The organism is Pirellulales bacterium, assembly GCA_019694435.1.
Taxonomy (GTDB): Bacteria; Planctomycetota; Planctomycetia; order Pirellulales; family JAEUIK01; genus JAIBBZ01.
Window position 1 is genome coordinate 34,373 of the sequence record JAIBBZ010000035.1, and the last position, 25,429, is coordinate 59,801.

Annotated in this window: 23 protein-coding genes, 1 tRNA gene and 1 pseudogene; 4 read left to right on the forward strand and 21 right to left on the reverse strand. The window is 60.7% G+C overall.

What is annotated here, in order from left to right; translation table 11 throughout:
• Positions 1 to 273: 273 nt before the first annotated feature.
• The 3 genes from K1X74_19740 to kdsB all read right to left on the reverse strand — a co-directional run bounded on the left by K1X74_19740 (position 274) and on the right by kdsB (position 3,399).
• Positions 274 to 726 carry a DUF1844 domain-containing protein gene (locus tag K1X74_19740; protein MBX7168580.1) on the reverse strand — a complete coding sequence of 151 codons (453 nt, stop codon included), beginning with the start codon at positions 724 to 726 and terminating at the stop codon, positions 274 to 276.
• Positions 727 to 758: 32 nt separating this feature from the next.
• On the reverse strand, positions 759 to 2,402 hold the full coding sequence (locus K1X74_19745) for a CTP synthase (GenBank protein ID MBX7168581.1): 1,644 nt from the start codon (positions 2,400 to 2,402) through the stop codon (positions 759 to 761).
• Positions 2,403 to 2,619: 217 nt separating this feature from the next.
• Positions 2,620 to 3,399 carry a 3-deoxy-manno-octulosonate cytidylyltransferase gene (gene kdsB / locus K1X74_19750; GenBank protein ID MBX7168582.1) on the reverse strand — a complete coding sequence of 260 codons (780 nt, stop codon included), beginning with the start codon at positions 3,397 to 3,399 and terminating at the stop codon, positions 2,620 to 2,622.
• Between the two features lie 94 nt (positions 3,400 to 3,493).
• Between kdsB and K1X74_19755 the strand changes: the two genes are divergently transcribed.
• Positions 3,494 to 4,021: a hypothetical protein gene (locus K1X74_19755; protein ID MBX7168583.1), complete on the forward strand. Its 528-nt coding sequence runs from the start codon at positions 3,494 to 3,496 to the stop codon at positions 4,019 to 4,021.
• 240 nt (positions 4,022 to 4,261) lie between these two features.
• A complete protein-coding gene (gene glmS / locus K1X74_19760; protein ID MBX7168584.1) occupies positions 4,262 to 6,154 on the forward strand; it encodes a glutamine--fructose-6-phosphate transaminase (isomerizing) in 1,893 nt (630 codons plus the stop codon).
• Between the two features lie 51 nt (positions 6,155 to 6,205).
• On the opposite strand, the gene K1X74_19765 is transcribed toward glmS, so the two are convergent.
• From K1X74_19765 to K1X74_19775, 3 genes are read right to left on the reverse strand one after another with little or no spacing between them, the layout of a single operon-like run.
• Positions 6,206 to 6,919 carry an ankyrin repeat domain-containing protein gene (locus K1X74_19765; protein ID MBX7168585.1) on the reverse strand — a complete coding sequence of 238 codons (714 nt, stop codon included), beginning with the start codon at positions 6,917 to 6,919 and terminating at the stop codon, positions 6,206 to 6,208.
• Positions 6,920 to 6,930: 11 nt separating this feature from the next.
• Entirely contained in the window at positions 6,931 to 7,464 is a 534-nt protein-coding gene (locus K1X74_19770; protein ID MBX7168586.1) for a hypothetical protein, read from the reverse strand.
• The gene (locus K1X74_19775) at positions 7,461 to 9,119 is read right to left on the reverse strand and encodes a glycosyltransferase family 39 protein (GenBank protein MBX7168587.1); all 1,659 of its coding nucleotides are present in this window, start codon (positions 9,117 to 9,119) and stop codon (positions 7,461 to 7,463) included. Before K1X74_19775 ends, K1X74_19770 begins: the two co-directional genes overlap by 4 nt.
• A gap of 278 nt (positions 9,120 to 9,397) precedes the next feature.
• Between K1X74_19775 and K1X74_19780 the strand changes: the two genes are divergently transcribed.
• A tRNA-Ile gene (locus tag K1X74_19780) sits at positions 9,398 to 9,470 on the forward strand.
• A 290-nt stretch (positions 9,471 to 9,760) separates the two neighbouring features.
• On the opposite strand, the pseudogene K1X74_19785 reads toward K1X74_19780, so the two are convergent.
• The 4 genes and pseudogenes from K1X74_19785 to K1X74_19800 all read right to left on the reverse strand — a co-directional run bounded on the left by K1X74_19785 (position 9,761) and on the right by K1X74_19800 (position 14,493).
• Positions 9,761 to 10,882 (reverse strand): annotated as a pseudogene (locus K1X74_19785) (site-specific integrase).
• Between the two features lie 3 nt (positions 10,883 to 10,885).
• Positions 10,886 to 11,077, reverse strand: coding sequence for a hypothetical protein (locus tag K1X74_19790; GenBank protein ID MBX7168588.1), 192 nt, complete (start codon positions 11,075 to 11,077; stop codon positions 10,886 to 10,888).
• A gap of 115 nt (positions 11,078 to 11,192) precedes the next feature.
• Positions 11,193 to 11,426: a helix-turn-helix domain-containing protein gene (locus K1X74_19795; protein MBX7168589.1), complete on the reverse strand. Its 234-nt coding sequence runs from the start codon at positions 11,424 to 11,426 to the stop codon at positions 11,193 to 11,195.
• Between the two features lie 382 nt (positions 11,427 to 11,808).
• A complete protein-coding gene (locus tag K1X74_19800; GenBank protein MBX7168590.1) occupies positions 11,809 to 14,493 on the reverse strand; it encodes a hypothetical protein in 2,685 nt (894 codons plus the stop codon).
• A gap of 2,043 nt (positions 14,494 to 16,536) precedes the next feature.
• On the opposite strand from K1X74_19800, the gene K1X74_19805 reads away from it, so the two are divergent.
• Positions 16,537 to 17,127, forward strand: coding sequence for a hypothetical protein (locus K1X74_19805; GenBank protein ID MBX7168591.1), 591 nt, complete (start codon positions 16,537 to 16,539; stop codon positions 17,125 to 17,127).
• A gap of 7 nt (positions 17,128 to 17,134) precedes the next feature.
• Here K1X74_19805 and K1X74_19810 read toward each other — a convergent pair whose 3' ends face one another.
• From K1X74_19810 to K1X74_19860, 11 genes are all read right to left on the reverse strand, one after another.
• Positions 17,135 to 17,476, reverse strand: coding sequence for a hypothetical protein (locus tag K1X74_19810; GenBank protein MBX7168592.1), 342 nt, complete (start codon positions 17,474 to 17,476; stop codon positions 17,135 to 17,137).
• Positions 17,477 to 17,562: 86 nt separating this feature from the next.
• Positions 17,563 to 17,808, reverse strand: coding sequence for a hypothetical protein (locus tag K1X74_19815; GenBank protein ID MBX7168593.1), 246 nt, complete (start codon positions 17,806 to 17,808; stop codon positions 17,563 to 17,565).
• Between the two features lie 672 nt (positions 17,809 to 18,480).
• On the reverse strand, positions 18,481 to 19,284 hold the full coding sequence (locus K1X74_19820; protein ID MBX7168594.1) for a hypothetical protein: 804 nt from the start codon (positions 19,282 to 19,284) through the stop codon (positions 18,481 to 18,483).
• A gap of 437 nt (positions 19,285 to 19,721) precedes the next feature.
• Entirely contained in the window at positions 19,722 to 21,014 is a 1,293-nt protein-coding gene (locus K1X74_19825; GenBank protein ID MBX7168595.1) for a site-specific integrase, read from the reverse strand.
• A gap of 15 nt (positions 21,015 to 21,029) precedes the next feature.
• Complete coding sequence (locus K1X74_19830) at positions 21,030 to 21,317, reverse strand: helix-turn-helix domain-containing protein (protein MBX7168596.1); 288 nt, start codon at positions 21,315 to 21,317, stop codon at positions 21,030 to 21,032.
• Positions 21,314 to 21,673: a type II toxin-antitoxin system RelE/ParE family toxin gene (locus K1X74_19835; GenBank protein ID MBX7168597.1), complete on the reverse strand. Its 360-nt coding sequence runs from the start codon at positions 21,671 to 21,673 to the stop codon at positions 21,314 to 21,316. The genes K1X74_19830 and K1X74_19835 overlap by 4 nt, the downstream gene beginning before the upstream one ends.
• A 225-nt stretch (positions 21,674 to 21,898) precedes the next feature.
• A complete protein-coding gene (locus tag K1X74_19840; GenBank protein ID MBX7168598.1) occupies positions 21,899 to 23,215 on the reverse strand; it encodes an AAA family ATPase in 1,317 nt (438 codons plus the stop codon).
• Positions 23,212 to 23,547, reverse strand: coding sequence for a hypothetical protein (locus K1X74_19845; GenBank protein MBX7168599.1), 336 nt, complete (start codon positions 23,545 to 23,547; stop codon positions 23,212 to 23,214). Before K1X74_19845 ends, K1X74_19840 begins: the two co-directional genes overlap by 4 nt.
• Positions 23,516 to 23,803, reverse strand: a complete 288-nt coding sequence (locus K1X74_19850; GenBank protein MBX7168600.1) for a helix-turn-helix domain-containing protein — start codon at positions 23,801 to 23,803, stop codon at positions 23,516 to 23,518. The genes K1X74_19845 and K1X74_19850 overlap by 32 nt, the downstream gene beginning before the upstream one ends.
• On the reverse strand, positions 23,800 to 24,021 hold the full coding sequence (locus tag K1X74_19855; protein MBX7168601.1) for a helix-turn-helix domain-containing protein: 222 nt from the start codon (positions 24,019 to 24,021) through the stop codon (positions 23,800 to 23,802). Before K1X74_19855 ends, K1X74_19850 begins: the two co-directional genes overlap by 4 nt.
• Positions 24,022 to 24,210: 189 nt before the next feature.
• Positions 24,211 to 25,429, reverse strand: a 1,219-nt coding sequence (locus K1X74_19860) for a hypothetical protein (protein MBX7168602.1), incomplete at its 5' end; no start/stop codon positions are given.

A 25,429-nucleotide genomic window follows, 5' to 3' on the forward strand; every position in this document is an offset into this window, starting at 1 on the left:
CACCCTCCGTCACCCGGTCGGGAAACAACAAGCCAAGGAATTGGTCAGGCTGGCACGGATCGCCGCCTCGACCCTCCGGGCATGGGATTTTTTCGCCGCGAGCCGCCTGTGTGGCTCGATCTTTAGGCGGCGACGGCTTCGATCGCACGCGTCGCGGCAATGGCGCGGAATCGCTCCCCGGCAAATCCGCCCGGTGGCGCAAGGTAAACATGCCCGATGGCCGCTGCCTATGGCGGGATGAGAGCATCATAGCCTACGGCAGGATGAGAGCGCCTATGGCAGGATGATTTTGCTCTCAGCGCCGGGCTCATCAGGCGGCTGAGCGGTGGCCGCACCCGGCTGTTGGCCGGCGTGGACGAAGGCCATCCGCAGTTCGTGCAGGACGTTGTTGATCAGGTTCGCCTCGTGTCCGGTGAGATTTCGCCGGGTCTTCTCTTCGAGCATGCCCAGCAGATCGATGAAATGCCGGGCCTCGTCGGGGCGCGGCTCGATCTGGCCGGTGATCGGGTTGGGCACCTGGCCCATCGAAATCACGGCCTGTGTGGCCAGCATGCTGACCAGGGTCGTGAAATCGGCCGGCGGCATCCCTGCGGCTTCGCCCGCCGCGGCGGCCTCGGCCATGCGGCGCTCGGCTTCGGCTCGTTCGCGCGCGACCTTCTGCTTCCAGTCTTCGTCGACGTGGATTTGTTCCGAGGCGGGGTCCGTAGGATCCAAATTGCTCATCATGCCGGATTGCTCATCGTGCTTGTCGCAACGTTTTAGGGCGTCTCGATCTCTTTCCCACGCTCGGCGCGAAGGGCGTGCCGGTCGCAGGCCGCGGCGACGAAGCCGGCGAACAGCGGGTGCGCGGCCGTGGGCTTCGATTTGAACTCGGGGTGGAATTGCACGGCCACAAACCACGGGTGCTCGGGAATCTCGACGATCTCCACGAGCGCGCCGTCGGGGCTGGTGCCGGCCACGTGCATGCCGTGCGCGGCGAACTGCTGTCGGTAAACGTTGTTGAACTCGTAGCGGTGCCGGTGCCGTTCGACGATCTGTTCGTTGCGGTAGCAGGCAAACGCCTTGCTCTCCTGGTCTACAATCCGCATCCGCTGTGCACCCAAGCGCATCGTACCGCCCAGGTCGGTGATCTTGCGCTGCTCGTCCAGCAGGCACACGACCGGGTGCGGCGAATTCTTGTCGAACTCGGTCGAATTGGCCCCCGCCAGGCCGACCACGTTGCGGGCAAACTCGATCACTGCACATTGCAGGCCCAGGCAGATGCCCAAAAACGGAATCTGCCGCTCGCGGCAATAGCGAATCGCGTCGACCTTGCCTTCGACGCCGCGCTCGCCGAAACCGCCCGGCACGATCACACCGTCGTAGCCCGAGAGCAGCCGTTCGGGGCCCTCGCGTTCGACCAGCGAGCTGAGAATCGGCTGGATGCGCACCTGGGCCCGGTTGGCGATGCCGGCATGATCGAGGGCCTCGTAGAGCGACTTGTACGCGTCGCGGTGCTCGGCATATTTGCCGACCACGGCGATGCTGATCTCGCGCTCCGGATTGCGCAACTTGTGCAGCAGCCCGCGCCAGTCGTCGAGCACGAGTGTCTTGGCCTTGGTCAGGCCGAGCCGCTTGATCACCAGCTCGTCGAGCCGGTTTTCGACGAGGCTCAACGGGACCTCGTAGATCGAAAAATCCTTGTCGCGCTCTTCGATCACCGCATCGACCGGTACGTTACAGAACAGAGCCATTTTTTCGCGGTCGTCGCGACTGATGGCCCGTTCGGTGCGGCAGATGAGCACGTCGGGCTGGATACCGATCTGGCGGAGCTGACCGACCGAGTGCTGCGTGGGCTTGGTTTTCAGTTCGCCGGCCGCCTTGAGATAGGGCACCAGCGTCAGGTGCATGTACAGACAGTTTTCCTTGCCGACATCGAGCGAGAATTGGCGAATGGCCTCGAGAAACGGCAAGCTTTCGATATCGCCCACGGTGCCGCCGATCTCGGTGATGACCACGTCGACGTCCGGCCCGGCGAGCTTGTGGACGCACTCCTTGATCTCGTTGGTGATGTGCGGGATCACCTGCACCGTCTTGCCGAGAAACTCGCCGCGGCGTTCCTTGTCGATCACCGACTGGTAAATCTGCCCGGTGGTGTAGTTCGAATCGCGCGTCAGCGGGCTGTTGGTGAAACGTTCGTAGTGGCCCAGGTCCAGGTCGGTCTCGCTGCCGTCGTCCAGCACGTAGACCTCGCCGTGCTGATACGGGCTCATCGTGCCCGGGTCGACGTTGATATACGGGTCGAATTTCTGCATGCGGACCGAAAGTCCGCGATGTTCGAGCAGCATGCCGATCGAGGCGCTGGTCAGCCCTTTGCCGAGCGAGCTGACGACGCCGCCGGTCACGAAGATGTGCTTGGTCATGGCAGATTTACCATCCTGGTAGGCTTATCCCGGTCGGCTTTCCCGGGAACAAACGCAGCGGGACAATGCGCAAAAAGCGAACCAACTCGTCGCGGCGCAGCCAGTACGGTCGGGGGCCGAGCCGGTCAGAGTGGACCGGTGGCGCGGCGCGAAAGAGGCCCTCGCAAGGGCCCCGGATGCGTGCGGCGGACGATCGTGCCGCCCGGTCAGCGCTATCTTAGCGAGCGCGCCAGCGTTCGACAAACGCCCGGTAATCTGCCGGGGTATCGATGCCGACGGTCGGTTCGTCGACGACGCCGACCAGGATCGAATGACCGGCCGCCAACACGCGAAGCTGTTCGAGCTTTTCGAGTTGCTCCAGCGGCGCCGGCGGCAATTGCGACAATTGCAAGAGGAAGTCGCGGCGATAAGCGTACAGACCGACGTGCTGGTAGAAGTGCGGCGGATCGGCCGTCAACAACGCATCGCTCCACGTGCGCGGATGCGGAATCGGCGCGCGGCTGAAGTAGAGCGCACGGCCGTGGTCGTCGAACACTACTTTGACGCAGGCCGGGTCTTCGAATTGCGCGCGGCTGCGAATCGGCGTCGCGAGCGTGGACATCACGGCGCCCGGATGCGCTTCGAGCAGTTCGATCACCAGGTCGATCGATTCGCCGGCCAGCTCGGGTTCGTCGCCCTGTACGTTGACGACGATGTCGACGTCGAGCTGCTGCGCGACGGCAGCGACACGATCGGTGCCACTGGCCAGCTCGGGATCGGTCAGCCGCACCTCGCCCTCAAACCCGCGCACTTCGCTGGCGATTTCTTCGTGGTCGGCGGCGACACAGATACCCAACGGCAGCGAGGCTCGGCTCGCCGCCTCGAAGGTGTGCTGCAAGAGGGTCTTGCCGGTCTCGCGCAGCAGCAGCTTGCGCGGCAGCCGCGTCGACGCGAGCCGCGCCGGGATGACGATATAGCTGGTCGAACGCAGGCGCGGGCGAAACGACGGTTGCGACATTGCCGCAGATCCTCCATGAACGGGCCGAGCGGCGGGTATGCTTAGCCGAAAGTGGGCGGAAACGGCCAGAGCACTCGATGGAGGAGCCGGCAAAATGGGCGTGGAGCCGAACAACGCGACGACGCTCGGTCGTTTCATCCCGGTGCTGGGCGGGGCGTGTGGGGTGATCATCGCCGTGCTGGCAGTGCGCGCAGCATGGGCTACGGCACCGGGGATCGGGCCGCTCGATCGCGATTTGTTCGGGCTCGTGGCGGCCTGCCTGGCCCCTGGCGGCGTAGCGCTCGGGCTGTTGGCCGCGCTGGTCGCGAGCATCCGGCCCGCCCAGTGGTCAGCCGGCGCATGGCTCTTGTTGCCTGCGGCCCTCGTCGGGCTGTGTTGGGACCTGGTGTGGCTCGACAACGGCGTGCACACCGGGTCGCTGGGCAAACTGGCCGGCGGCTGCGGGGCTCTGCTGGGCTCGCCGCTGGTGTTCGCGGCTGGTTTGGGTGCCTGGGCCGTGGGACTGATTTGGCCGCGCCAGCGTGATCTCTTTCACTGGCTCGGCATTGGGTTGAGCCTGGCGCTTGGGGCGGCGTGGGGTTGGTTCCTGGCTGTGTTGTTGCCCTTGAGTTTTGGCGCGTAACGCGGGGCGGATGGCGCTCCGCTTGTAGCGATTGCAGCGGCGGCAGCGGGCATTGCCAAGCGCCTCGCTGGGGTTGGGCGAGTTGCGCAGCTTGCGGCGAAGACCGGCCGGACACCTGTCGTCCTGCCGCCGACCGGTTTGGGGCCAGAACCGCAGCAAAACGTATAATGCAGCGGGCCCGGAACGGGTTCCGGGGCTTTTTCGGCCGGTTTTCCGACGTTCGCCAGGAGTTGATCTGCCATGTGTGGAATAGTGGGTTACGTCGGCACGCACGAGGCCTCGCCGTTCTTGCTGCAAGGTCTGCGCCGGCTGGAGTACCGAGGGTACGATAGTGCCGGCATTTGCACCGTGCGCAGCGACGGCGAGTTGAGCGTCACGAAAAGCGCCGGCCGGATCGACCTGCTCGCTGGGCGCCTCAACGATCGGCCCACTCCCGGACGGATCGGCATCGGCCACACCCGCTGGGCCACGCACGGGCCGGCGACCGACGTCAACGCGCACCCGCACCTGGGCGGCGACGGCTCGGTGGCCGTGGTGCACAACGGCGTGATCGAGAATTTTCAAGCGCTCAAAGAGCGCCTGATCGAAGAAGGGTACGAATTCCGCTCGGCCACCGACACCGAGGTCATCGCGCACCTGATTGCCGAGAACCTGAAATTGCAGGCCGATGAGACGGCCGAGCTGGACAGCGTCGCCGGTGACGAAGCCTTGGGCAAATATGCCCACCTGGTGCGGGCCGTGCAGGCGACGTTGCGGCAATTGATCGGCACCTATGGCCTGGCCGTGCTGTTCCGCAATTATCCCGAGGTGATCCTTGTCGCCCGCTGTGGCAGCCCGTTGGTGGTGGGCGTGGGCCAGGGCGAACATTTCGTCGCCAGCGACGCATCGCCGCTGGTCGGGCACACCGACAAGATCGTCTACCTCGCCGACAACGAGTTGGCCGTGGTGACGGCCAGCACGTTGCGAGTGATTCATCGCGATCAGGGCGACGTGGCCCACGACGTTCATCAGCTCGAGATCGAGGCTGCCGACGTCGAACTCTGCGGCCACGAGCATTACATGCACAAGGAAATCTTCGAGCAGCCGCAGACGCTGGAAAACACCATGCGCGGGCGGCTCAGCGTCGACGAAGCCACGGCGCACTTTGGCGGTTTGAACCTGACGCCGCAGCAACTGCGGTCGTTCGATCGGATCTTGATCACGGCCTGCGGCACCAGCTTCCACGCGGCGCTGGTCGGCGAGTACATCATCGAAGAGTTCGCCCGGATCCCAGTCGAGGTCGAATACGCCAGCGAACTGCGGTATCGCAATCCGCCGATGGACAAGAACACGCTGGTGTTCGCCATCACGCAGAGCGGCGAAACGGCCGACACGCTGGCCGCGCAACGCGAGATGCAGCGCAAGGGCCACTGTGCACTGGCCTTGTGCAACGTGGTGGGCAGCACGATTGCCCGCGAGGCGGACGGTGGCGTCTATCTGCACGCCGGGCCGGAAATCGGCGTGGCCTCGACCAAGGCGTTCACCTCGCAGTGCGTGGCCTTGGCGATGTTGGGGCTGTACTTTGGCCGGTTGCGGCACCTGAGCTTCGGCGCCGGGACGCGAATCATTCAGCAGTTGCAGCAACTGCCTGAGAAAGTGCACGAAGCGCTGCAATGCGACGACGTCGTGCGCGATATTGCCGAGCGCTATTACAAGTGCAACAACTTCCTGTACCTCGGTCGCCAATACAACTATCCAACCGCGTTGGAAGGCGCGCTGAAGCTCAAGGAAATCAGTTACATCCATGCCGAGGGCTATCCCGCGGCCGAGATGAAGCACGGGCCCATTGCCCTGGTCGATGAAAACACGCCCAGCGTGTTCCTGATCCCGCACGGCCTGGTCTATGACAAGGTCATGGCGAATCTCGAAGAGATCAAGGCCCGCGGTGGACCGGTAATTGCCGTGGTCAACCAGGGTGACAATCGCGTCGCGGCCCTGGCCGACGACATCATCGAGGTGCCCGTGGTCGACGAGTTCTTGCAGCCGATCGTGGCCAGCATTCCGCTGCAGCTCTTGGCCTATCACATCGCGGTGCTGCGCGGCTGCGACGTCGACAAGCCGCGCAACCTGGCGAAGAGCGTGACCGTCGAATAGGCGACCGTAACGCAGTTTGTCGCCGAGCAGGCCCGTCTGGCTGTTCGTCGTTCAGCGCTTGAAGATCCAGCGCGCGGCGCGCAACGGCCCCACGGCCATGCGGGCGGCCCAGCCGGGCCTGACGCCGAGGCGTTCCAGCGTCCGGGCAACCTCGCGATGCCCCAGCATGCGCGCCTGGAGCCAATAGGCGAGCCCGCCACGCGATTCATCAGGGAACTTGGCGCCCGATGCCAGGAGCAGTTCGACCAGCTCGGGGTGGCCGCCAATGATTGCGCATGCCAGCGGCGTGCCGAGCCCGAGCACGCTGGCATTCAAGTCGACGCCGGCCGCGATTGCCCGACGTGCCGGCTCCAACTCGCCCGAAAAAAGCGCCCGGGCCAACTCGGCGTTTGGCCCCGGCGTGTGCGCTGTTGATTGACGCGGTGCCGGCGGATGGGGGTAGCTCGGGCTCCGATGCTTGTAACTGCGGCCGGAGACGGAGATTTGATGATCGCCGCAGGCGACGCTTGCAGGGAGGCCATCGACAACCGCGGCCGGCGCGTCGCGCAGGAGTAAGCGCACGCTCGCATGTGTGCGATCGACGGCGGGAAAGTCGGCGACGAATTGTGCGCTCGCGATGTAGGCCGCACCTTGTGCCAGACGGCGCTGCACCTGGTCATGCCAGGTAGCGACGTCGCAGCTCGAGTGATCGATGACCAGGATCAGGCGCGGCACCTCGTCATCGGCGAGCACTAGATCGATTGGGTCAGGTTCGCCGACAGGCATGTTGCTTGCCCCTAAGCTACAAACACCACGACACCCCGTTCGCGGCGCGCTGCGGCCATCAGCAACCGGGCGAACATAGTGAAATACTTCTCAATCTCGTCGAGCGTGCCGAACCAGCACTGGTCCGGGGGTGGCCGTTCGACGTGTTCGAACGCGGCGCGATAGTCGTCGCGCGTCAGCCGCTGAAAGGCGCCTAGGGCCGTGGCAACGGACAGTGGCGACAACGCGAACCCATCGGGCAGCGCGCCGGCATCACTTCGCACGCCGGTCGTCTCGTACCAAAAGAACGTGCTGCAGAATTCATCGAGGCGCTGCCGCACCGGCTCCACAAGATGTGCTCGCATGGCATCGTAGAGCTCCGACGCTTCGCTCGTGGCATGCCAGTTGTCGTTCCAATCTTGGGGCTCGTATCGCTCGATCCAGTTGGTCGGAGGTGCGTCGAAATACGGCTCTAAGATTGGAGCCAGCTCGCTGCCGCCGCCCTGATCGAACTGCTTGAGGAACTCGTCCCAATCGACCAAGAATGCCGTTCCGCTGACGCTCATCGTGGTGGGTCGCCTGGTGGTTCTGTGCCTCGGCCGGCCGTCGCTCGTCGCCGATAGACTTCGAGCATCAACGCCGGCTGGTGCCTGTCGTGCACGGCAAAGGACCGTTGGTATTCGCTGGCCAGGCGTTTGAGCGTCGGCTCCAGAATCTGGGGTATCAATTCCGGGAACTCGGACAGAGCACCAGGATAGTTCACGAGCACGACGTACCGCAGGTCTGGCCGATCGAAGCCCGCAAGTAGTTCGTCACGCAAGTTGGCCGAGTGCGGGTAGGGTCCGCAAGCCGGGTAGGTGATGACCATCCGAGTCGCCGGCAAACGCTGGGCATAGAAGTAGATTTCCGGATCACTGCCCACGACCAGAATCGGTTCGCCGGGCTGCGTGTGCTCGGCCAGATAACGTCCTACCTGCAGCGACTCATCGAACGGCTGACTCTGGTCGGCGCGGTAGACCGCACGCGAGACGTCGGCCAGCGTCGGCCATTGTTTGTAGAGGGGCCCGGCTGTCGCGGCGAGTAACAGTGCCACGGCCCCCAACCGCGCGGCGATTGGCGCTTTCGGATCGAGCGTGATCCTGCCTGCCCAGGCGAAAAAACATCCGCAACCCAATGCCAAGGGAATGATCAACGGGATGTAATACTGCACATACCATTCGCCGGCGACGCCGCAGAAGACGAGCGTCAACACCCCCAGCAGCCATAGCCCGCCGGCCCGGCCGCGCGCCGCCAACAGCGTCGACAGGCAGCCGAGCAGCCCGGCGATCCAGGTGCCGGCGCTGTAGTTGACCAGGTAGATGGCCACCGTGCGGATCTGCTCGAAGGGACCGATCGCCTGATGGCGATGTCCGACATAGGCGAAGTTATTCGTCCAGACGCACGTGACGTAGTCCTGCCACGTGCCGGTGAGCACGAAAGGTGCCACGATCGCCGCGTTGGCGATGGCGAAAGCGGTCAGCACGTTGCCCAGATCGGCGGCCACCTGCCGCAGCGGCTCGCCGGGCTCGCGGCGCGTGAGCCAGGCCCAGACGCGTTCGAGACACAAGAATCCGACCAAGGCGATGCCGGTCTGCTTGGTCTGACAGGCCAGTGCGGCAAAGACCCCCGCCGCAGCGAGCGCCGGCCAGCCACGCCGATTGCGCGGATACCAGCAGGCCAGCGCCGCGGCGACCCACAGCAGCATGAACAACTCGGTGCTGGCCGAGTGGAAAACTCCGGCCAGGTCGAACAAGAGCTCGACCATCACGAGCGCCGTACCCAGCGCGCCCACCGGTCCGAACAAGCGCCGGGCCACGATCCAGGTCAGCGTCGTCGCGGCCGCGGCCCAGACCGTCGTGGCAAGCCGCAGTGCCAGCAGGCCTTCGCCGGCGATGGCCTGAAGGGCGGCGAATATCGCGAACACCACCGGCGGCTTTTGATTGTAAATGTCGCGGTAAGGCAGCAGCCCCTGCCGCAGGGCCTGGCCCATCTGAGCATATTCGCCTTCGTCGCGCATCAGCGGCAACTCGCTGAACGGCCAACGCGCGGCGAAATACGCCGCCAAAACCAGCGCCAGAACGGCCAGCTCGGCGCCGAGGTGCGCCGTATCGTGCGCCGAGCTTGGGGGGAGTGGTGTCTCCGCGGAGGCGGCCGACCGACCGGCGGGCAAAGTCGCGCGCATAAAGAACTTCCGCCTGATTCGCGCTGCGCTTGCTCGACCTGATCCACTGAATTCGCTTCGACGCACGAAGTCGCGGCAGGCGGTCCTTGCCTGGAACCGCACCGCACGACGATTGCCAGTATAACGGGCCGGCCGTTTCATGGCCGCGCGGCGACCTGGGCCGTCATGGCCTTCGGCCGTATGATGGGCAGCGGCACCGAGCACCGCGCCCGGCACCCGCCGAGGCAGCCGCAGGCGCGCAATCCGCCGGCCAAGCGACGACGCATTCTTCCCCTCACGGGCCCGTAGCTCAGCGGTTAGAGCAGGGGACTCATAATCCCTTGGTCCCAGGTTCGAGTCCTGGCGGGCCTACTGTCGTCTTCACTCGCATTACTTAGCAACGAATCGCACAAAGTGCTGTGCTGCAAAGACTTTCGCGAGGCCAGTTGAACAGCAGGCGATTCGCAGTCGGTTGCTGCCGGTAGCAATGCGTCGTTCCACCTCGTCCCCTGCGCGCTATCATTGGCGCTATCATTTTTGGGCGTACGCGCTGACGTTGCGCGACCCCGCCCTACCTCACTCTCTGCGGTGCCCTGCTGCCTCGGTTGGTGCCCGAGCATGCTGGGGAACTTGGTCACCGCTTCGGCTTCCTTACCGGGCAATAGGTGCCCGTAATGGTCCATCGTTAGGGTGATCGAGGCATGCCGCATGACCCGTTGAATCTCTTTGGGGTACTCGCCAGCCAAAGCCAGCCAAGCCCCGCACGTGTGCCTGAGAGCGTGGAAGTCGAGCTTTTCCCCTTGATGATTGATTGGGGTCAGGAAGTCGCTCTCCAGTCGTTGTGCGTGCTCCTGAGAGCCGGCTTCAACCTCGCACAACCAAGCTTTCCGGGCTTCCTCCAGGTCACTTCGTAGCATCGCAGCCCGGTCTGTGAGGTGAGGGAGCTTGAACACTGGCGCCGTTGGCCTCTTGTTGGCAATGTGGCTTGCAAGTTCCCTGGCTAGCTCGGGCTGCACGTACTGTTTGGCGTCCTTGCGGTTCTTTGTTGAGCCGGCTTTGCAAGTGATGTACGGGGCTTCGCCATTTAGGTAGAGGTGCCCGGGTTTCAATTGGGCAAGCTCGTTCGACCGCAGGCCCGTCTGAATCGCTGTAGCGTAGACAAGGACTCGCTCAGCTCCCGCGACTCCATACCTTGCTGGGCCTCTGAGCGTAGCCGTGCGGAGCCACGTCCATTCATCCGGTAGGAGCATACGCCGCTCGTGCCTACGGTCGGTCTTCGGGGACGGCTTCTTCAATCCCGCTAAAGGGTCGCGCGCGACCAAGCCACTCTCAGTTAGCCATCGGGTAAAAGATTTGATGGCGGTAAGGTGTGCCTGAATCGTTCGTGCAGCCCTCTTTCGTTCCTTCATTGCTACGGCGTATTTGTGCGTACCTGCTGCGCTGATATCCGCTGCACGCGCGAAGTCCGCTTGCTCGCAAATCTGCTCGATGAACTTGATCGTACGTTCAACGTGGTCGGCACTCCGGCCCCCAGCCGTCAGCTTGGCTCGGTAGTTGGCGATGTGTTCCGTAAGAGGCTTAGACGCTTCTCCGGCAACACGCTCTACGGTTGGATCAATGACGCCTTCTCTACGTAGGGCTGCGTCCGCTTCCCACTTGTGGGCGATTCTATCGGCCGCGCGCCTGTCGGTTGTGCCCGTGCTTCTGATTTTGCGTTTGCCCGCGTGGTCAATGAACGACCCGTACCACTTATCACTTCCTTTGCGCTTGAAGACGCTTGCCATGCGCTACCTGGCTTTCTTGGCGGTGCGGGGTTTGATTGCTTTTGCGGAAATGACCCAGCCGAAATAGTGGCCGAGCGTATCGAGGTTCGCGGGGCTCAGCCCGCCTTTGCCAGTCATAAAGCGGCTCAGCGTCGCCGCGTCGATCCCGGTATCTTTGCTGATCCGATACCCAGTCCGGCCGCTGGTGCGGATCAAGTCGCGTACTTGGTAAGAGATTGGGGGTAAGCGAGCCATTGCGGAAGCATCATAGGCAACCATTGACGCTGCATCAATGGTTGCCGTATGAGCCCCGGGAAACCTGCTATACGGCCTAAACGGCGCAGGAGTGCTCCTCAATCCAATTCTGTAGGGCTTGGGGAGAGTACCTAACCGACCGATCAATGCGGACATGGGGAATCTGGTCCCCAGCCGTGAGAGACCAGAGCTTGCGGGGACTGATCCCCAGGGCCTGAGCGGCCTGCTTTGCATTCAAGAGAAGATGCAAAGCTGCTCCGCTTGCCGGGGCGGGGTGGGTCTGATTTGACGTGGGTTCCTTCGTAGCCATTTTTGGTTGCTCCTGCTTGTTCCGTTAAGTTTCGATCTGTTTCGACTCTGCCTAACATACTCACCCATTTGGTTCGCCCTTTGAGCCTTTGAGCCCCCAGCGCGGCCAGCGATGCGACAGCCCGCCTGGGAATCCGCCGAATGCGAGTCACGGGCAGAGTCACATACGGAATAGCGCCATTGTCCATAAGGCTGTACAGCTTTTGGGGGCTGACGGACAGGACTCGGCTTGCTTTCGTGACAGTAACTAGAACGTCATCATTCCGGTACTGTGTCGGGTCTTTACTTACCACGTTGTCGGCTTCCTTCTAATTAAAGTAACCGAAGCCATACCGTCACTTCGGGACGTAGTGCCTCTGCAAATAATCATGCCAAAGGGCCCTCTAAGGAGCCAACGCGAAGCTCACCTCTTGCGATACAGTGCCCGCATCGCCAACTGAATCACCCGGCTTCACAGTCACAGCCTTGCGCTGACTGTGGGAAGACGTTTGCTGCTCTTCCAGCCATTCAGCCTTCAGTTCGATACCGCAATAAACCCAAGGACGTTCGGCATCCTTGTTGTCCCAAGGCGTGTCCTGTTTCACATAATCCCTCTGTGGCATCCGCTTCTTCATGACACCCGGTGCTGCGATTCCAAATTGCTCTTTGAATGCCTTGTCTGATAGCTTCGCTTCCGCAAGGTCTGCATCTATACACCACGACTCAAACGCTGACCGCAACGCTGTCGGCTGAATCGCGCGCCCGGGACGAAACACACAAGCCTCTTGTACAAACTTATTTACCGGGGCAATCTTTTCGTTGAACGCTTCTAGTTGTTTCACGCTCGAAGCGGGCATCGTGAACTTTCCGCCATTCTCATAAAGCCTTCGCAAGCCCTCTAGTGCCCAATGGACGATTGCCGGGTATTCGGGCACCAACCGCTTCTCCAAGTCCGCATCCTCACGACCAACAAACGACTTTGTAAACACAAGCGGTATCATTCGCACTGCGAGCGCTCCTGAATTGTCTAGCCCCTCGATTAGCTCATTCGAGGTCATTAGAACCTTCACATTCAACCGAATCGAGGTATTGGGCTCATGCTTAAGATTCAGTGCAATCTCATCCCCACCAGTAATCGCCTTCAGCATGGACACTTCCGCGCGGGTGTCCTTCCCAGTAATAACCGCCTCTGATACCCGCAGCAGCCTCTTGCCACGTGCCCCTTGCAAGCCAAACTTCGGTAGCTCATTGAGCTGTACCGTGTGACACGCAGCAGGTCCCCCAACCAATGCTTGAATAGTCCGGTCAATCACACCCTTGCCCGAGCGAGGCACTCCAATGAAATAAAAGAACTTATGCAGGTCATAGGCTTGCCACAGCATGTACCCCATTGATTCTTGCAATGCCGCAATCCATTCTGGCGACTGTTCAAGTGACGCAAGAAATGCAAGCCACTCGGAAGGCTCGGTCGCGACAACCGGGAAATCAAAATCACACCGCGTCTGACAAAAAAGCTTGGGCGTGCGTTCCCTGAAGCAATCGCGAATGGGCTTGCCCTCGACATAGAGGCGGACGTTGAGAATCCCATTCCGAAAGACGAGCAAGTCGCCTGCGCTCCAGGGGTCGTCCTCAATCCAAAACGGTGGCGTCACATCTGAAGCAATTGTCAATTTGCACTGAGACTGAATCGCCGCATATGTCTCCCTGACTTGGTGGCTGCTAACAGGCTTAATTGAGCTAACCCCAAAAGCTGCCTTCTGAAGCTCATAGAGCCTTCGGTACACTTCCGCAACTGAGACCCGGATGTCAGTTTCCAGTGTCGTTGCTGTTGCCCTGAGCCACCCCTCGTCAGGCTTGTAGTAGTAGGTATTCTCATGAAAGTGAACAATCGGCGGCTTGCCATTCACCTTTTCGAGCTTGCTCAAATGCACTTTGGCGAGGTAGTCAGAGTCCATCGCTTTGCGGCCGGACTCATTCGTCAGCACCTCGTCAAGATGATGCTTGGCATAATCGACGAACTTCACGACTTTACGTTCTTGGACTAAATGCTCCTGAAAGCCTTTCCATCCCTCTTTATTGCACTTGCTGTGAAAGCATTGGTATCCAATTCCCCCATCATGATAAACAAGGACACCCGGATTCCCGTCCTCGTGAAACCCATTGCGAGTGCAGCCGACGAGATCAAGCACAACGTAGTTATCCTTTGGGCGTTCAGTGAACGTCTCACCCACGTAGGTCAGGTAGTTCCTCACCAATTGCTTCAGGTCAGCAAATGCTTGAGGAGACAGTGGCTCCCGTTTGGCATACTGGCGAGGCTTCTCTTCGACTGAGGCTGAAGTACCAAGGCCAGTAACAGCCTCAAGCTGCTCGCGGCTAACGCAGGTCAAGCAGTCTCCCGCTGGGGCACAGAGGATGCCCGCCCGACGATGGATGCGGTCATCCGTGGCACCTGGCTTGCGATTCCATGTCCCGGCGACGCGCATAATACGGGCTGCGTTGCTGACGCTCCGATCCACCGTGCAGGCTTCGCAATCGAACTCTTCAGCGAGCGCGGCAAGCACGTGCTTGCAAAGCAGCTTAGAGGGTTCGTCGTTAGGTAAGTCAATGCGGTAGATGAGATAGGCTCCGTTGCCGGAGTCCATCATCAAGGGCTCTGGCCAGCCTGTTGAACTGGCCCAAGCCTTGATTTCCTCTGCTTTTTGCCTCGCTGCGTCGTGCTCCGAATCGGTAGCTGGGCCGCTGATGCCCCCGGCCCTGACTGGATCAAGGTCCACAAACAGAGTCTTACGCCTGGCAATCCTGGCGTCACGCGTGGTCTTTGCGCTTGGGGCCAAGCGACCACGGGCGCCCGCGCCTAGGGTGCCGTCAAGTTCATTTATCGTGACGTACACCCCTTGGTAGCCCGGGTTATCGTCCGAAAATGCCACGGCTGCTTCAGCAGCCTTTTCCAGGTCGTCAAAATACCCAGACTGAATCCTGGGCAACCCGGAACTCTCCGGGGCAATTGCCCGTAACTCGACAAAGGGGTTGCCAAGCATCTTGAGCATTTGCAATGCGTCGTCTTTGGGTTCACTGCACACCCGATCCATTAGCCATTCCTCACTTCACATCTGAGAGCATCGCCCTACATCCTTCGCTGTGCGGGCTCGTCTTAAATCACTGGTAACACGTCCAGGATGTCCAGCCGGTGTCCATCCTGCTGACGGCATCCTGGACAACGAAAGTCGTTATTTAGCAATGGGTTCCAAGTGGATGTCCAGGATGTCCAGGTACAAACAACAAATAAGACTCATTTATTCAAAAGTAGTAAATGTGTTATGACACAACAGCAAGCTGTAGTGCTTGAGGTATTACGTTTGTAATACACAAAATAGATGCATTCTATTTCTTCCACACCCTGGACATCTTGGACGTGGGGGGCACTAGCCCTGTCTTTCCCCGGAAAACCCGGCCTTTTTCGTGTCCAGCCAAACAGCCCAAAACCTGACAGCGGTAGGACGGATGCTGGACATCAGCGCTCGTATAAGCTCCAGAGTCTTCGCTCGCCATTTGATCCAAGACAACCCCTGTATGTTAGCGCGGTCGCATATCCTATTTTTGCGGAAATATGCGGAGGCCCCGGGAGAGATTCTGTTGCGATAACCCCAAGAAATGAACCACCCCCCGGGGGTGTCGTACGTGCTTGTGTGTCGCCTTGCGAGGTCCCTCTATTAGTAATAAAAAATCGCAGGGCAAAAATGTTACCAGATTTGTCCGAAGCTGGCATCGCTGTGTTAAGCATGGACAAGTTATGACGTTACGTTCGTCCCCTATAGGTAATAACAAATCACGGGGCAAAAATATTATCAGAAAAAAGGTCCATGAACGATGGTTGTAATGAAAGGAGAGGCAAGAAGCTAAGGCGCTTAGAGGCAAATCCTCTACAGTCGCTAGCACCGCGCGGTTACACGTTCCGTGCACCGATTAAGTATATGAATACAGCGGCTCAACGGAATAAATGGCGCGCACGTGCTTAGAACAAGTCTTGTTCGAAGATCGTCGCATGATGAGAATGCACGCGGCGAGGGTTTTTGGTTTGGCTCTGGTTCAACCCGGATGCCGAGGAGACGGGGTGGCGGCGCAGCGTTGCCACTGTCACACGAGAAGGAACCTGACCGCGTCTGGCGTGGCCAGCAAGATCGGGTTTTTGCACGTCGAGCCGTACGGATCGGTCGAAGGCTCTCAGACGGCCGAAAGTGATCGGGATTGCTTGAGGGGCCGCCGCGAATCAATGGCCAAATTGTGTTGCCTTCGGGTGTTCAAAGCCCGTGTACGTCCCTGCCCCGCCTACGTGGGCCTTCTAATGCGCCGCGATTAGCTGCGGATTGTGCCGATTGTAGCGGCGCGAAGCAGGGTTGCGTTTTGGCAAACCCGGCGTGCTAGATTTACAAGTCTTGTTAGTTGCAATCCGCCAAAGGTTGAGCCGTGCGATTCTCTGCTTTAATCGTCTGTGCGAGCCTGTGCGCGCCGGCTTCCAATGTAATAGCACAAAGCTACTACGTGGTTCCGGCACATCAGCAGCCGGTCTACTATTATTATTACGCCGCACAGCAGACGTATTACCATCCTGCCGAGTTGTCGTATTGCGACGAGTGCGACTCGTCTTGGCTTTACGAGTCCACGGCACGACAGGTAATCGAGTACCAATTCGGTCCCGAGCCTTGCCTGATTCGAGTTCCCGAGACTCAGGTTAAGTCGCTACAGGTAGATCGGCCACCAGTTATCGGCGTGCCTCACAAAGGCGCGCCCTTGAAGTTGCCGGAAGGGACCCAAGCACCGTCGCCCGAAGTTCTCTTGGCTGCAACGCGCGAGGCAGTCTCAAGCATATCGGGGTTTCACTTGGGCCGGGCATGCATTGATTCGGGGGACTCACTAGATGTTCAGTTTTCAAGGGATGATGAAGTGACTGGCCGCGTCGAAGCCAAGCTAGTTGGCAGGACGATAGAAATCACGGCCTGGATACAACCGAAAGTTGCCGACCCAAACAGCCAACCATCGGCTGCTACGAAAGATGAGGCAATGAGGGCGTTTATTGCGGTTCGTCAGCAACTCGCTACAGTGCTGCAAATACCCATCCCCCAGGATTGACCCTGATGACCAAGAAAGCGGCGGCCAAGACTAAGAAATCAGCAGCCGATGCCGAAACTCCGGACAAGCCCCTAGAACCGCAGGCGGAACCGGCTCAGCTCTGGCAATACTGGCGTATCGCTACAAATACCTTCTATGCCCGCATCGCCGCCGGGATCATTCTTTGCGTCTTTGTGCTGCTGGCGTTCCGTGAACTCTTCAACGCCCACCAGTCGCCGAACAACACGGATGCGAGTACAGGCGAGGCGCTTTTTCAGTTCTTCGTTGAAGTCGGAATTCCTACAGGCATCTATTTCGCTTTGATCTTCCGGCTAGCCGCCAAGACGCCTCGAAAGGCAAAGTTCCACAACCTTGCGCCGTTTTTTGTCTTGCTCGTTCTTCTCGCCAGTTGGTGGACACTCTGCCAAGTTTCATGGCTTTGCGATGGCATCAAAGTGCTTGTTGACGTGCCAATCGACGACTACCACACACAAAAGCAGTACGCGACCCGGCCGTTAAGAGACGGAATCGACCAACTGTGCCAGTACAGCGCGCCGGTTTTTGCTTTTCTGTTGAGTCTCGACGTGATTGGGGCGACGAGCAATGGTCGGCCATAGGCTTCGGCTAGTTGGCTGCTGTGCCGACAAGGTCTTTCTCTGCTGGCGCAGATGGTAAACCAAGCACGAGCGGTAGCACGTCGTTAAGCGCACCGTCGATCTTGAAGACGTGAAGCCGCTTGATGTATTGCTTCTCGGCAAGCTGCGAAAGCGCTTGGATTGCGCGGTAGACACGAACCAATGCGTCGTCTTCGTCAGGCATTGCATAGACGCTTAGTTGCGTGAACTCTGTGAAGCCATGTTGCGAAAGGCACGCCCGAATGCGGTTGTAGATGGTAGGGATCGTAACTGAAGCCCTGTCGCAAGCCTTAGTGTCAACATCGTAGGCGATTACCCATCGGTCAGCCATTGTTTTGTCCTCCAAGATCGGTTTGGAACTCTAGCGAAAATCCTATTGGGTTCGTCGTCGGAACGCAAAACAGCCACGCACGACGTTTACGGCTTTGGCGGATCGCGGAACCACTCTTCCAATTTTGGGCGTTCCCGTAAGTATATATACTCGTACGGCTCGTCGCTCCCGTTCGGATGTGCGAGCTTGTAGACGTAGGTCGAGACGCGCAAGTCGATGACGGTATCGCCAAAGTCGCCGTCCATCGTCTCGCCAATTAGCACGTCGGGCAAGAAGGGTAGATCGGCCTCTTTGCCATCGTATGGGCCACCGTAGAAACTGACCTTTGGCATGATGCGCCCCCTTGGCCGAAGTTTGCCGGATGGCTTCAATCAGCAGTTGTCTAGGAAATCCTGGATTATTGAGGACAATTGCTTGACTCGTGGGGCGGATCGCAATCCAGCTTTAACTGTCGGGCTTCAACTTGCAGTCCCTCTGCGTCAACCTGAACATCGACAAGCTCAGGATTGACGCACGGGGCCACCATCAGAACCAAGTCGAAGGTATCGCCCGCATTCATGTATTCGATCTGATAGGACAGGTGTCCGTCAGGTGATTCAAGAGTCGCGAGGCGTCGGCACATTATCTGGCGAACGGTCCAAAACTGCGAGTCCACAACTTGGTTCCCGTCGCCGGGGTATACTTGAACTTTTATGTTACGGATATGCGTTCCTCTTCGCAGCTTCATTCGCGATACGAGATAGGCGGCATTGTGAACAGCGTGATTATTTACGACCAATTCCACTCGCGGGTCAGCTATTGCTTGCGGTGACTGCAAGAATCCGCGATGAAAGCGCTCAACTACCATGCATGGCACGCCGAGCTTTTCACGACGAATGTCAAACTGGTGCTTGAGATAAGCTCCTAACGCAGTCGTCGCACATGCGATCAATAGTGTTGCCCAAATGGGGACCATTGCTCTGCCTCCGGTGTGTGTGTCAAGACAGCTTGAAAAAATCTTTCACTTACCGGCGTTTGTTGTTGGTGCTGTCTTTCTCGGCCGCTACTCGTAGCTCCTTAACGGTAAAGAGCGGTCTAGCTACAGGATAAGAGATTGCTTCTTGCCCCAATTCATGCGTGCGTGTTTCAACGACATACAACACGGAATTGTAGAGGGTAGGTGGTGCATTGCGTGCAACGCCCTTAGTAGGAAAGCGGGTCACCCATAAATGCCCAGCGAACCCACCACCAACTGTGATCGCCCCCGAAGCAGGCTCACCGCGCACGAGAGGCACAGAACGGCTAACCGTAAGGCCATAAGCCAATAGCATGTCATCGGGACCAAGAATCTTGATTAGATCGCAGTCATAGATTACCCCGATGCTGCCGACCTTACCGTTGCTGGGTAGTTCTGGAATAGAGAGCAGCCGCACGTCTTGCGTATGGTCGAGCAGCTTTAGGGTCTTGCGCTGTTGAGCAAGTTCCTCCTGTAGCTCCGTCTTCCTGTCTCGGCTATTTGCTTTCTTCAACTGTTCGACAGTAAGTGTTATTGATTCACGCATGCCAACAATCGCTTGAGGGCGATACGCCTTTACAGCCGTCACAAACGCCACTGCTGCGGCTTCCCGGTCAATCTCTTGATCCTGGATGAGGGGAAGTATTCGCTCTAGGTCTTCAGGCTTCACCTTCACCTTGTCGCCCGCGAACAACGGACAAGTCAGGAGTGCAAGGCAACACAGGACAAGTGCAATACGCATGAGAATGCCCTCAACTTCGGCGCCTGCTGCCGATTGTGCTGTGCCCGTTTGGAATGACTCCGCCACGCGCATGAGTGGAACGGAGCTACCGAAAGCCGGAGCGGGCCATTGTAGCGACCCACAAGCTCAAGCGAAAAGAAAGAAGGACGACCCCAGTCTAGAGAAAACCGGGGCCGTCCTTGGTACCCAAGTATATGAGCCTTCCTTGGGCGGCCACCACAACCCCCAGCCAAGAGATAGCCGGAAATCGCGGGGCCGGCTTGTGAGTGACTTTTTACCGCGAAGGTTCCTCAGGATCTAGCGGATTCTGGCCAAGTCCGTTGAGGCAGTTGAGGCGATTGCATCAATCACGGCTCCACGGACTAAATCAGAGAGGCTTTGCCAATGAGCTAAGAGGCTAAGCAGCAAACCGGCTAGCTCCTGAGATTCGCACACGCGCGCTATCAATGGCGCTATCATGCTTAGGAAATCCGCTATTTCTTCGGGCTTTTTCTCAACGCCTTCTTGACTCATAATCCCTTGGTCCCAGGTTCGAATCCTGGCGGGCCTACTAGACACGAATCTCGCGCTCCGTCATCGTCCGCCATCGTGCGAAATCCCGAGACTTTATGCGGTTTGTCCTCGTCGCGGTTTTCGCTCGTCGCCTCGTGGCGGGCCTTGCCGTGCGCTGACTGCGTCGGATTTTGCAGCGCCTGTTTGCCGCCTTCGACGGCACGCTTGTAGTGCTCGTCGGTCACTTGCAGATAGTGGGTCGTGGCAACCGCCTGCGAGTTGCCGATCCAGTCGCAAACGACGTGGCCGGGGAACTGCTCGGCCAATTCGGTCTGCCGCGTGCTGCGAAGATTCTGGAATAGCTTGGGCCACGGCTTGAGGCCGGCCCGGCGGATGATCTTGGTAAAGCGGGTCCGTAGGTTCTTCGTGGCGTCGCGCCGGATCGTGATGACGTACTCCGCCCGCTCGCTGGCCTCGTCCCAGACGGCGTCGAGGTAGGGCCGCAGCTCCGGAAAGATCGGCACGACGCGCGACTCGCCGCCCTCGTGGTGCTCGGTCTTGGGGCTCCGCACGGTCATGCGCTCGCGTTCCCAGTCGATGTCATCCCACCGCAGGGCCAGGTGCTCCGAAGGGCACCGCAGGCCGCCGTAGCGGCTCAGCACGAACAGCAACCGCCATTGGGCATCGGGGCAGGCATCGAGCACGAGGCGGGCCTCGTCGCGGCTCACGAAGTAATAGCGGCTCGCGTTGCGCTGCACGGCCGCCTTAAGGTCGGCAAACGGATTGGCCAACACGAGGCCGCTGCGCACGGCTGCCCGAAGGAATTGCTTGGCGATTCCGCATCGTCGCCGGATCGTGTTCTCGGCGAGTCCCTCTTTGACGAGGTGCAACCGGAAACCGTCGGCGTCGCCGGGGGTGATGTCGCGGAGCGGTTTGTCGGCTCCGAAGTAGTCGAGCAGATTGCGTTTCGTGTGGCCCAGCACGGTCGCGGTGCTCAATTTCACGTCGGCCCGCGATTTAAGATAGTCGTCGAGGAAACCGCCCAGCATGGCACTGGCCCGCTTCGGCACGAGGCCCACCGCCGCCAGCCGACCGTAGAGCGTGTCGTCGAGCTTGCCCAGCCAGCGGGCCGTGTCGTCCTCGACCGGGTGCCGCGTGAGCGAGGCCACGACCAGCCGCTCGACGTGCAGCTTGACCCCCTCGGCCGTGCGCTGCGAAAGCTTGCCCAGGCGGATCGTCCGCCGCTTACTATCGGCTCCGGTGAATTGAATCACGCGCCGCCCGCCGGGTTGCTTGCTGATGCTGGCCATCGGTTGTCGTCCTCGCTAGGCCCGCTCACGCCGTTTCTGACGGTCGCGGATTGCTTTCTTGAGTGCTGCGTCGATCTTGTCCACGAGCTTCGCCGAGGGGGCATACTTGCCGCCCTCGATGCGGCTCAGGGTTTCTTGCCGCGTGCCGGCCAACTCGGCCAACTCGCGCTGGCTCAGGCCCGCCGTCCGCCGGTCGCGGATGATGTCGCGGGCCAGGCTGATGCGGGCATACTCTGCCGCCGGGTAGCGGCCGTGTTTGTCGGGCTTGGGCAGCGGGGGCAAGTCGCTATCGTCGAGCTTCACCTCGGCACCGGCGCGAGCGCACAGCCGCTCATACTCCGCCTCTTCGATGAGGACGAACCGCTTGCCCGCAACTTCGATCCGCTGGTGGCCGACCACGCTGCTTTTCCTCGATAAACGCTCTTTCGATGCTCGATTGCTTCCACAATCACTTCGTCAGACACGATGCGAAACACAAGGCGATATTCGCCAATGCGCTTTCTGAGTAATCCATGCAGGTTTCCGGTCAACCGTCTTGCGCCGCTATGGTACGCACCGTTTTCGAGTTGGCGGACTGTGTTGCAAACGCGCTGCTTCATGCGCTTTGACAAACCAGTGATCTGCCGTGCCGCGGTCTTAGTGAGGGATACCACAGGCATTTTGATCATCCTATGACTAGAAAATGTTGCGTGGCAACTGAGAAGCTGCTTTGCCAGGGTCAATCGGGAACGGTGTTAGCTCGCCGTAGCGAACACAGCGTAATCGGGTGCGACAATGTTACCGCGACATATAGCCACATCCTGAAGGGGGCCAACTTGGCTGAAGGGGGCCACACTCCGGGGACTGGCCCCCTTCGCGTTTTGGTGACCCACTTCGGGGCAAAACTACCCAGCTTCCGGCCAGACGACCCCTTCGTCGGCTGCCGGGAGCGACAGCAGCCATCCGCCACGTAGACCGTCTTTTTGCGCCACGATTCCCAGGGACCGCCGGGCTCGCTTGAGCGTCCGATCGCTAATGCCCAGGCTCCGCGCGTCGCGGGTCACTTCGCCCGCCGGGACAGGGCCATCGGCCAAACGGTCGCGCAGAAACTCGACGGCCTCGTCGCGCTCGGTCCGATCCTCGGCACCGCTCGCCTCGGCCGCGAGCGCCTCGTCGGCCGACACGCGAACCGGGTGAGGTTCCCAGGCGACCGCCGGCTCGTCCTGCGGGCCGTAGGGCCCGACGCTAAAGGCCAGGCCGCCTTGGTCCACACTGAGGTTCGACTTCACCGCCAGCAGCAACCGCCGCGGGCCCGTGGGGTCTTCGCGGTCACGGGTTACTGCCCAGGCGGTGCGGACCGCCGCCACGAAGGCCAGGCTGCCACTAGTGCGATAGACCGCTTGGCCGCTGCCCTTGTTCAAATGACCCACCGCGAGCACGGCCACGTTGTGGCGCGCTGCAAGTTCGGCCAAGGGCGCGAGCATGGCCCGCACGTCGGCGTTCTTGTGCGAGTCCGTGGCACCGCAGAATGCGCCCAGCGGGTCGATGATGACCAACCGGCAGTCGGGCACGCTCACGATCGCCGCCTCAATGCAAGCGCGGTCGTGCAGCGTGAGCGGTCGCTCGTCGTGCCGGCCTTCGTCGTCGGTGGTCTGCACCCCGCGCACGGCCACGATCCGCGACACGTCGGCACCGGCCGCATCGAGGCGCGGCCGCACGGTATCGGCAAGATCATCCTCGGCATTGGCGATGACCACGCCACCGACCGCGTTCGCTTCCCAAGGAATATCAGGCCACGGCCGCCCGGCCGACACGCGGGCCGCCAGGTCGCACGTGAGGAACGACTTGCCGAGGCCCGGGTCGCCCACGAGCAGGGCCAGCTTGCCCAGCGCCAGTCGGCCCGGCCAAAGCCAATCGACGGGTCGCGGCTCGACCGTGTGCATGGGCACCAGCAACGGCGCGGCGGGCAACGCTTGCGCCACCTCGGCCAGGTCGCTGATCGTTCGCGCCGCCAGCGCTTCGAGGTGTTCGACGATCGCCGCGCGTTGGGCGCGAAGCGCCTTCCACCGTTGGCAAATCCGCTCGACGAATCGCTCCCGAAGATCGGCCCGGGCAATATCGAAACGATCGTTGAGTTGCTGGTCGCTGTACCGGGCCGTCAGTGCAATCACGCTGCCTCGACGCGCGGTCGGCCGGTCGAAGTCAATCTGTAACTCGCTCATGCCGCACCGCCAGTCCGCGGGCTCAGGCGGATCGTGAGCGGCTCCGGCGTGGCGCTCGGCGTCTGCTCAGGTGCTGCGTGCTGCGGGACTATCGGCGCAGGCACGAGGCGCGCGACGAGTCGCCGCGCTGTCGCCCGGTCGGCTGCCGTGCGCATCAGGTGTGCCGGCAGGTCCAGCATGACGTGCTGCTGCGCCAGCAGGTGGCCCAGCGTCGCCGGCTGCCGCGGCCGCGGACTGTCCCAGTCGATGACCATACCGTACCGGGCCGCGGCTCGGCGCAGGGCGCGACACAGTGCGATGTCATCGTCGATCAAACGTGGTAGAATGCTCATGTGTACCTAGCTCCTGGCGCGGCGAGACTGGCATCTCGACCGCGCCCTTTTTGTTGGTTTCACTTTTCGCGCGGTCGATCATCTCGACGAGGTCCCTCGGGTCGAACAAGACGCGACCGCGGACGCGCACGACGGGCACGAGGCCCGCGTCGCGCCAGCGATCGAGGGTCCGCAGGCTGATCGACAGCGCCGCCGCCGCCTCACGGCTCGACAGCAGCAGCCGGATTGGTGCAGCCGCAGGATCGGTGGTGCTCATGGCTGCACCTCGCCCGGATCACTCGCGCGCTCCGCGAGGAAGCTGCGCAGGTCGGCCACGGGATACAGCACGCTCTGCCGCCGGCCGCTGCCGACTCGTACACAGGGGATCGGCCCGCGCGGGGCAGTCAGGCCCCACAGCGTGCGGGGCGATAGGCCCAGGGCTTTGGCCGCTTCGCGCGGCCGCAAGGCCAGGGCCTCGATAGGTGGAGATGTCATCTCGTCACGCTCCATCAGGTCGCGGGCTGCGATGTGCGGCCCGTATACCCGTTGCCTCAGCGTTGGCCAGACACATGCCCAACGGCAGTCAAATCGTGCGAAACTGCCAGAAAACGCCAGCGTTGGCACGTCTTGGAAAAGTATTGGGACGTTGGGTAAGCGATGCCCAACGATCCAACGCGCGGCCGACTATTCTTCGGTGCGCTCGTCTTCATCGGGCGGCCTGCCCCCATATAGAAGATGGGGTGTGAATTCGCCGTTCAATAGCTTGAGAGCCGCGACCAATGTCTCATTATTGGTACAGATCGCCTTGTATTTGCGATGCCCCTGGAACTGCTTCTTGAAGAATGCGGATGCTGTCGCTTGGTCCACCTTCGCCAGCCGGGCTAGTGCATTGTTACCGATCGGTTCCAGGTTCAAACAACCGTCCTCGGCGTAATTGTGGTGCTTCGTTAGGGCCGCAATCAGCTTCGTCCTGCCTTCGCCCCGTTCGGTACTCCGCTTGGATTTTCTCGACGCAGGTTCGTTGGGTAATCCTGCCGCTACTGATTCAATGAGTGGTGCTGGGCTACCGGGGATCATCCCATCAAGACGTTCAGATTCTGTGCAGTATTCCGCGACGAGTAGGCCCGGCAGCTTGTCAGAAACTTTGCCCGTCGCGATGTATTCGTTGGCGGCATCAGACCACGCCTTGAGTTCAGCCGCACAACTGCGCATTGCGATTACGATCGAACTTGGGATGCAGTCCAACGGGATCCGACCGTCGAAACTCGCGCCACCAGATTCATCCCGGCAATGCGGCTTGAGTAGTTCCACCAACTGCGACAGATCGGTCAAAGCGTGCCCCACTGAGGGCGACCAATCAGCGAGAAGATTCGTATCCCCAATCTCCGCGCTCCACTGTGCAAACCAGCTCGCTAGATCGCAAACGGCTGGACAAAGGGCATTTCGTGGTACGCCCAGGCCTCGCTGAACAGCCGCTTCGACGATGGACGCTATTGCATTTGCATTGCTCGATAGGTGTGCCGCCTCGTCAGCGGTTGGTCGAAAGCCCATGCCTACGTCTGGAGGACCACCATCCAGATCACTGCCGAAAACTCGGCGTCTCTGCCAGATGCGGAGCTTATCCGCCATCTCGCGAAGCTTTGCCGCTTCGTTGCGGGGTTCGGTTCGATCGCTGGGGAACCGGTCGAGAGACACCAGCTTCGCGACCGTGCCGATTGTCTCTTTTATTAAGTCCTGCAATTTCGGGAACTGGTTCTCACGGACCAGCAGGTTGTGAACCTCGACCAGAAGGCCGGGTGTTTGGTCCGTGCCGTCCCGGTTCAATAGGTCAGCCACGATTGCGGCGCGCACAGACGGGGTGAGTCCATAGTCGGTCAAGTCCGCCGCGGCCCGGTCGAGGCGA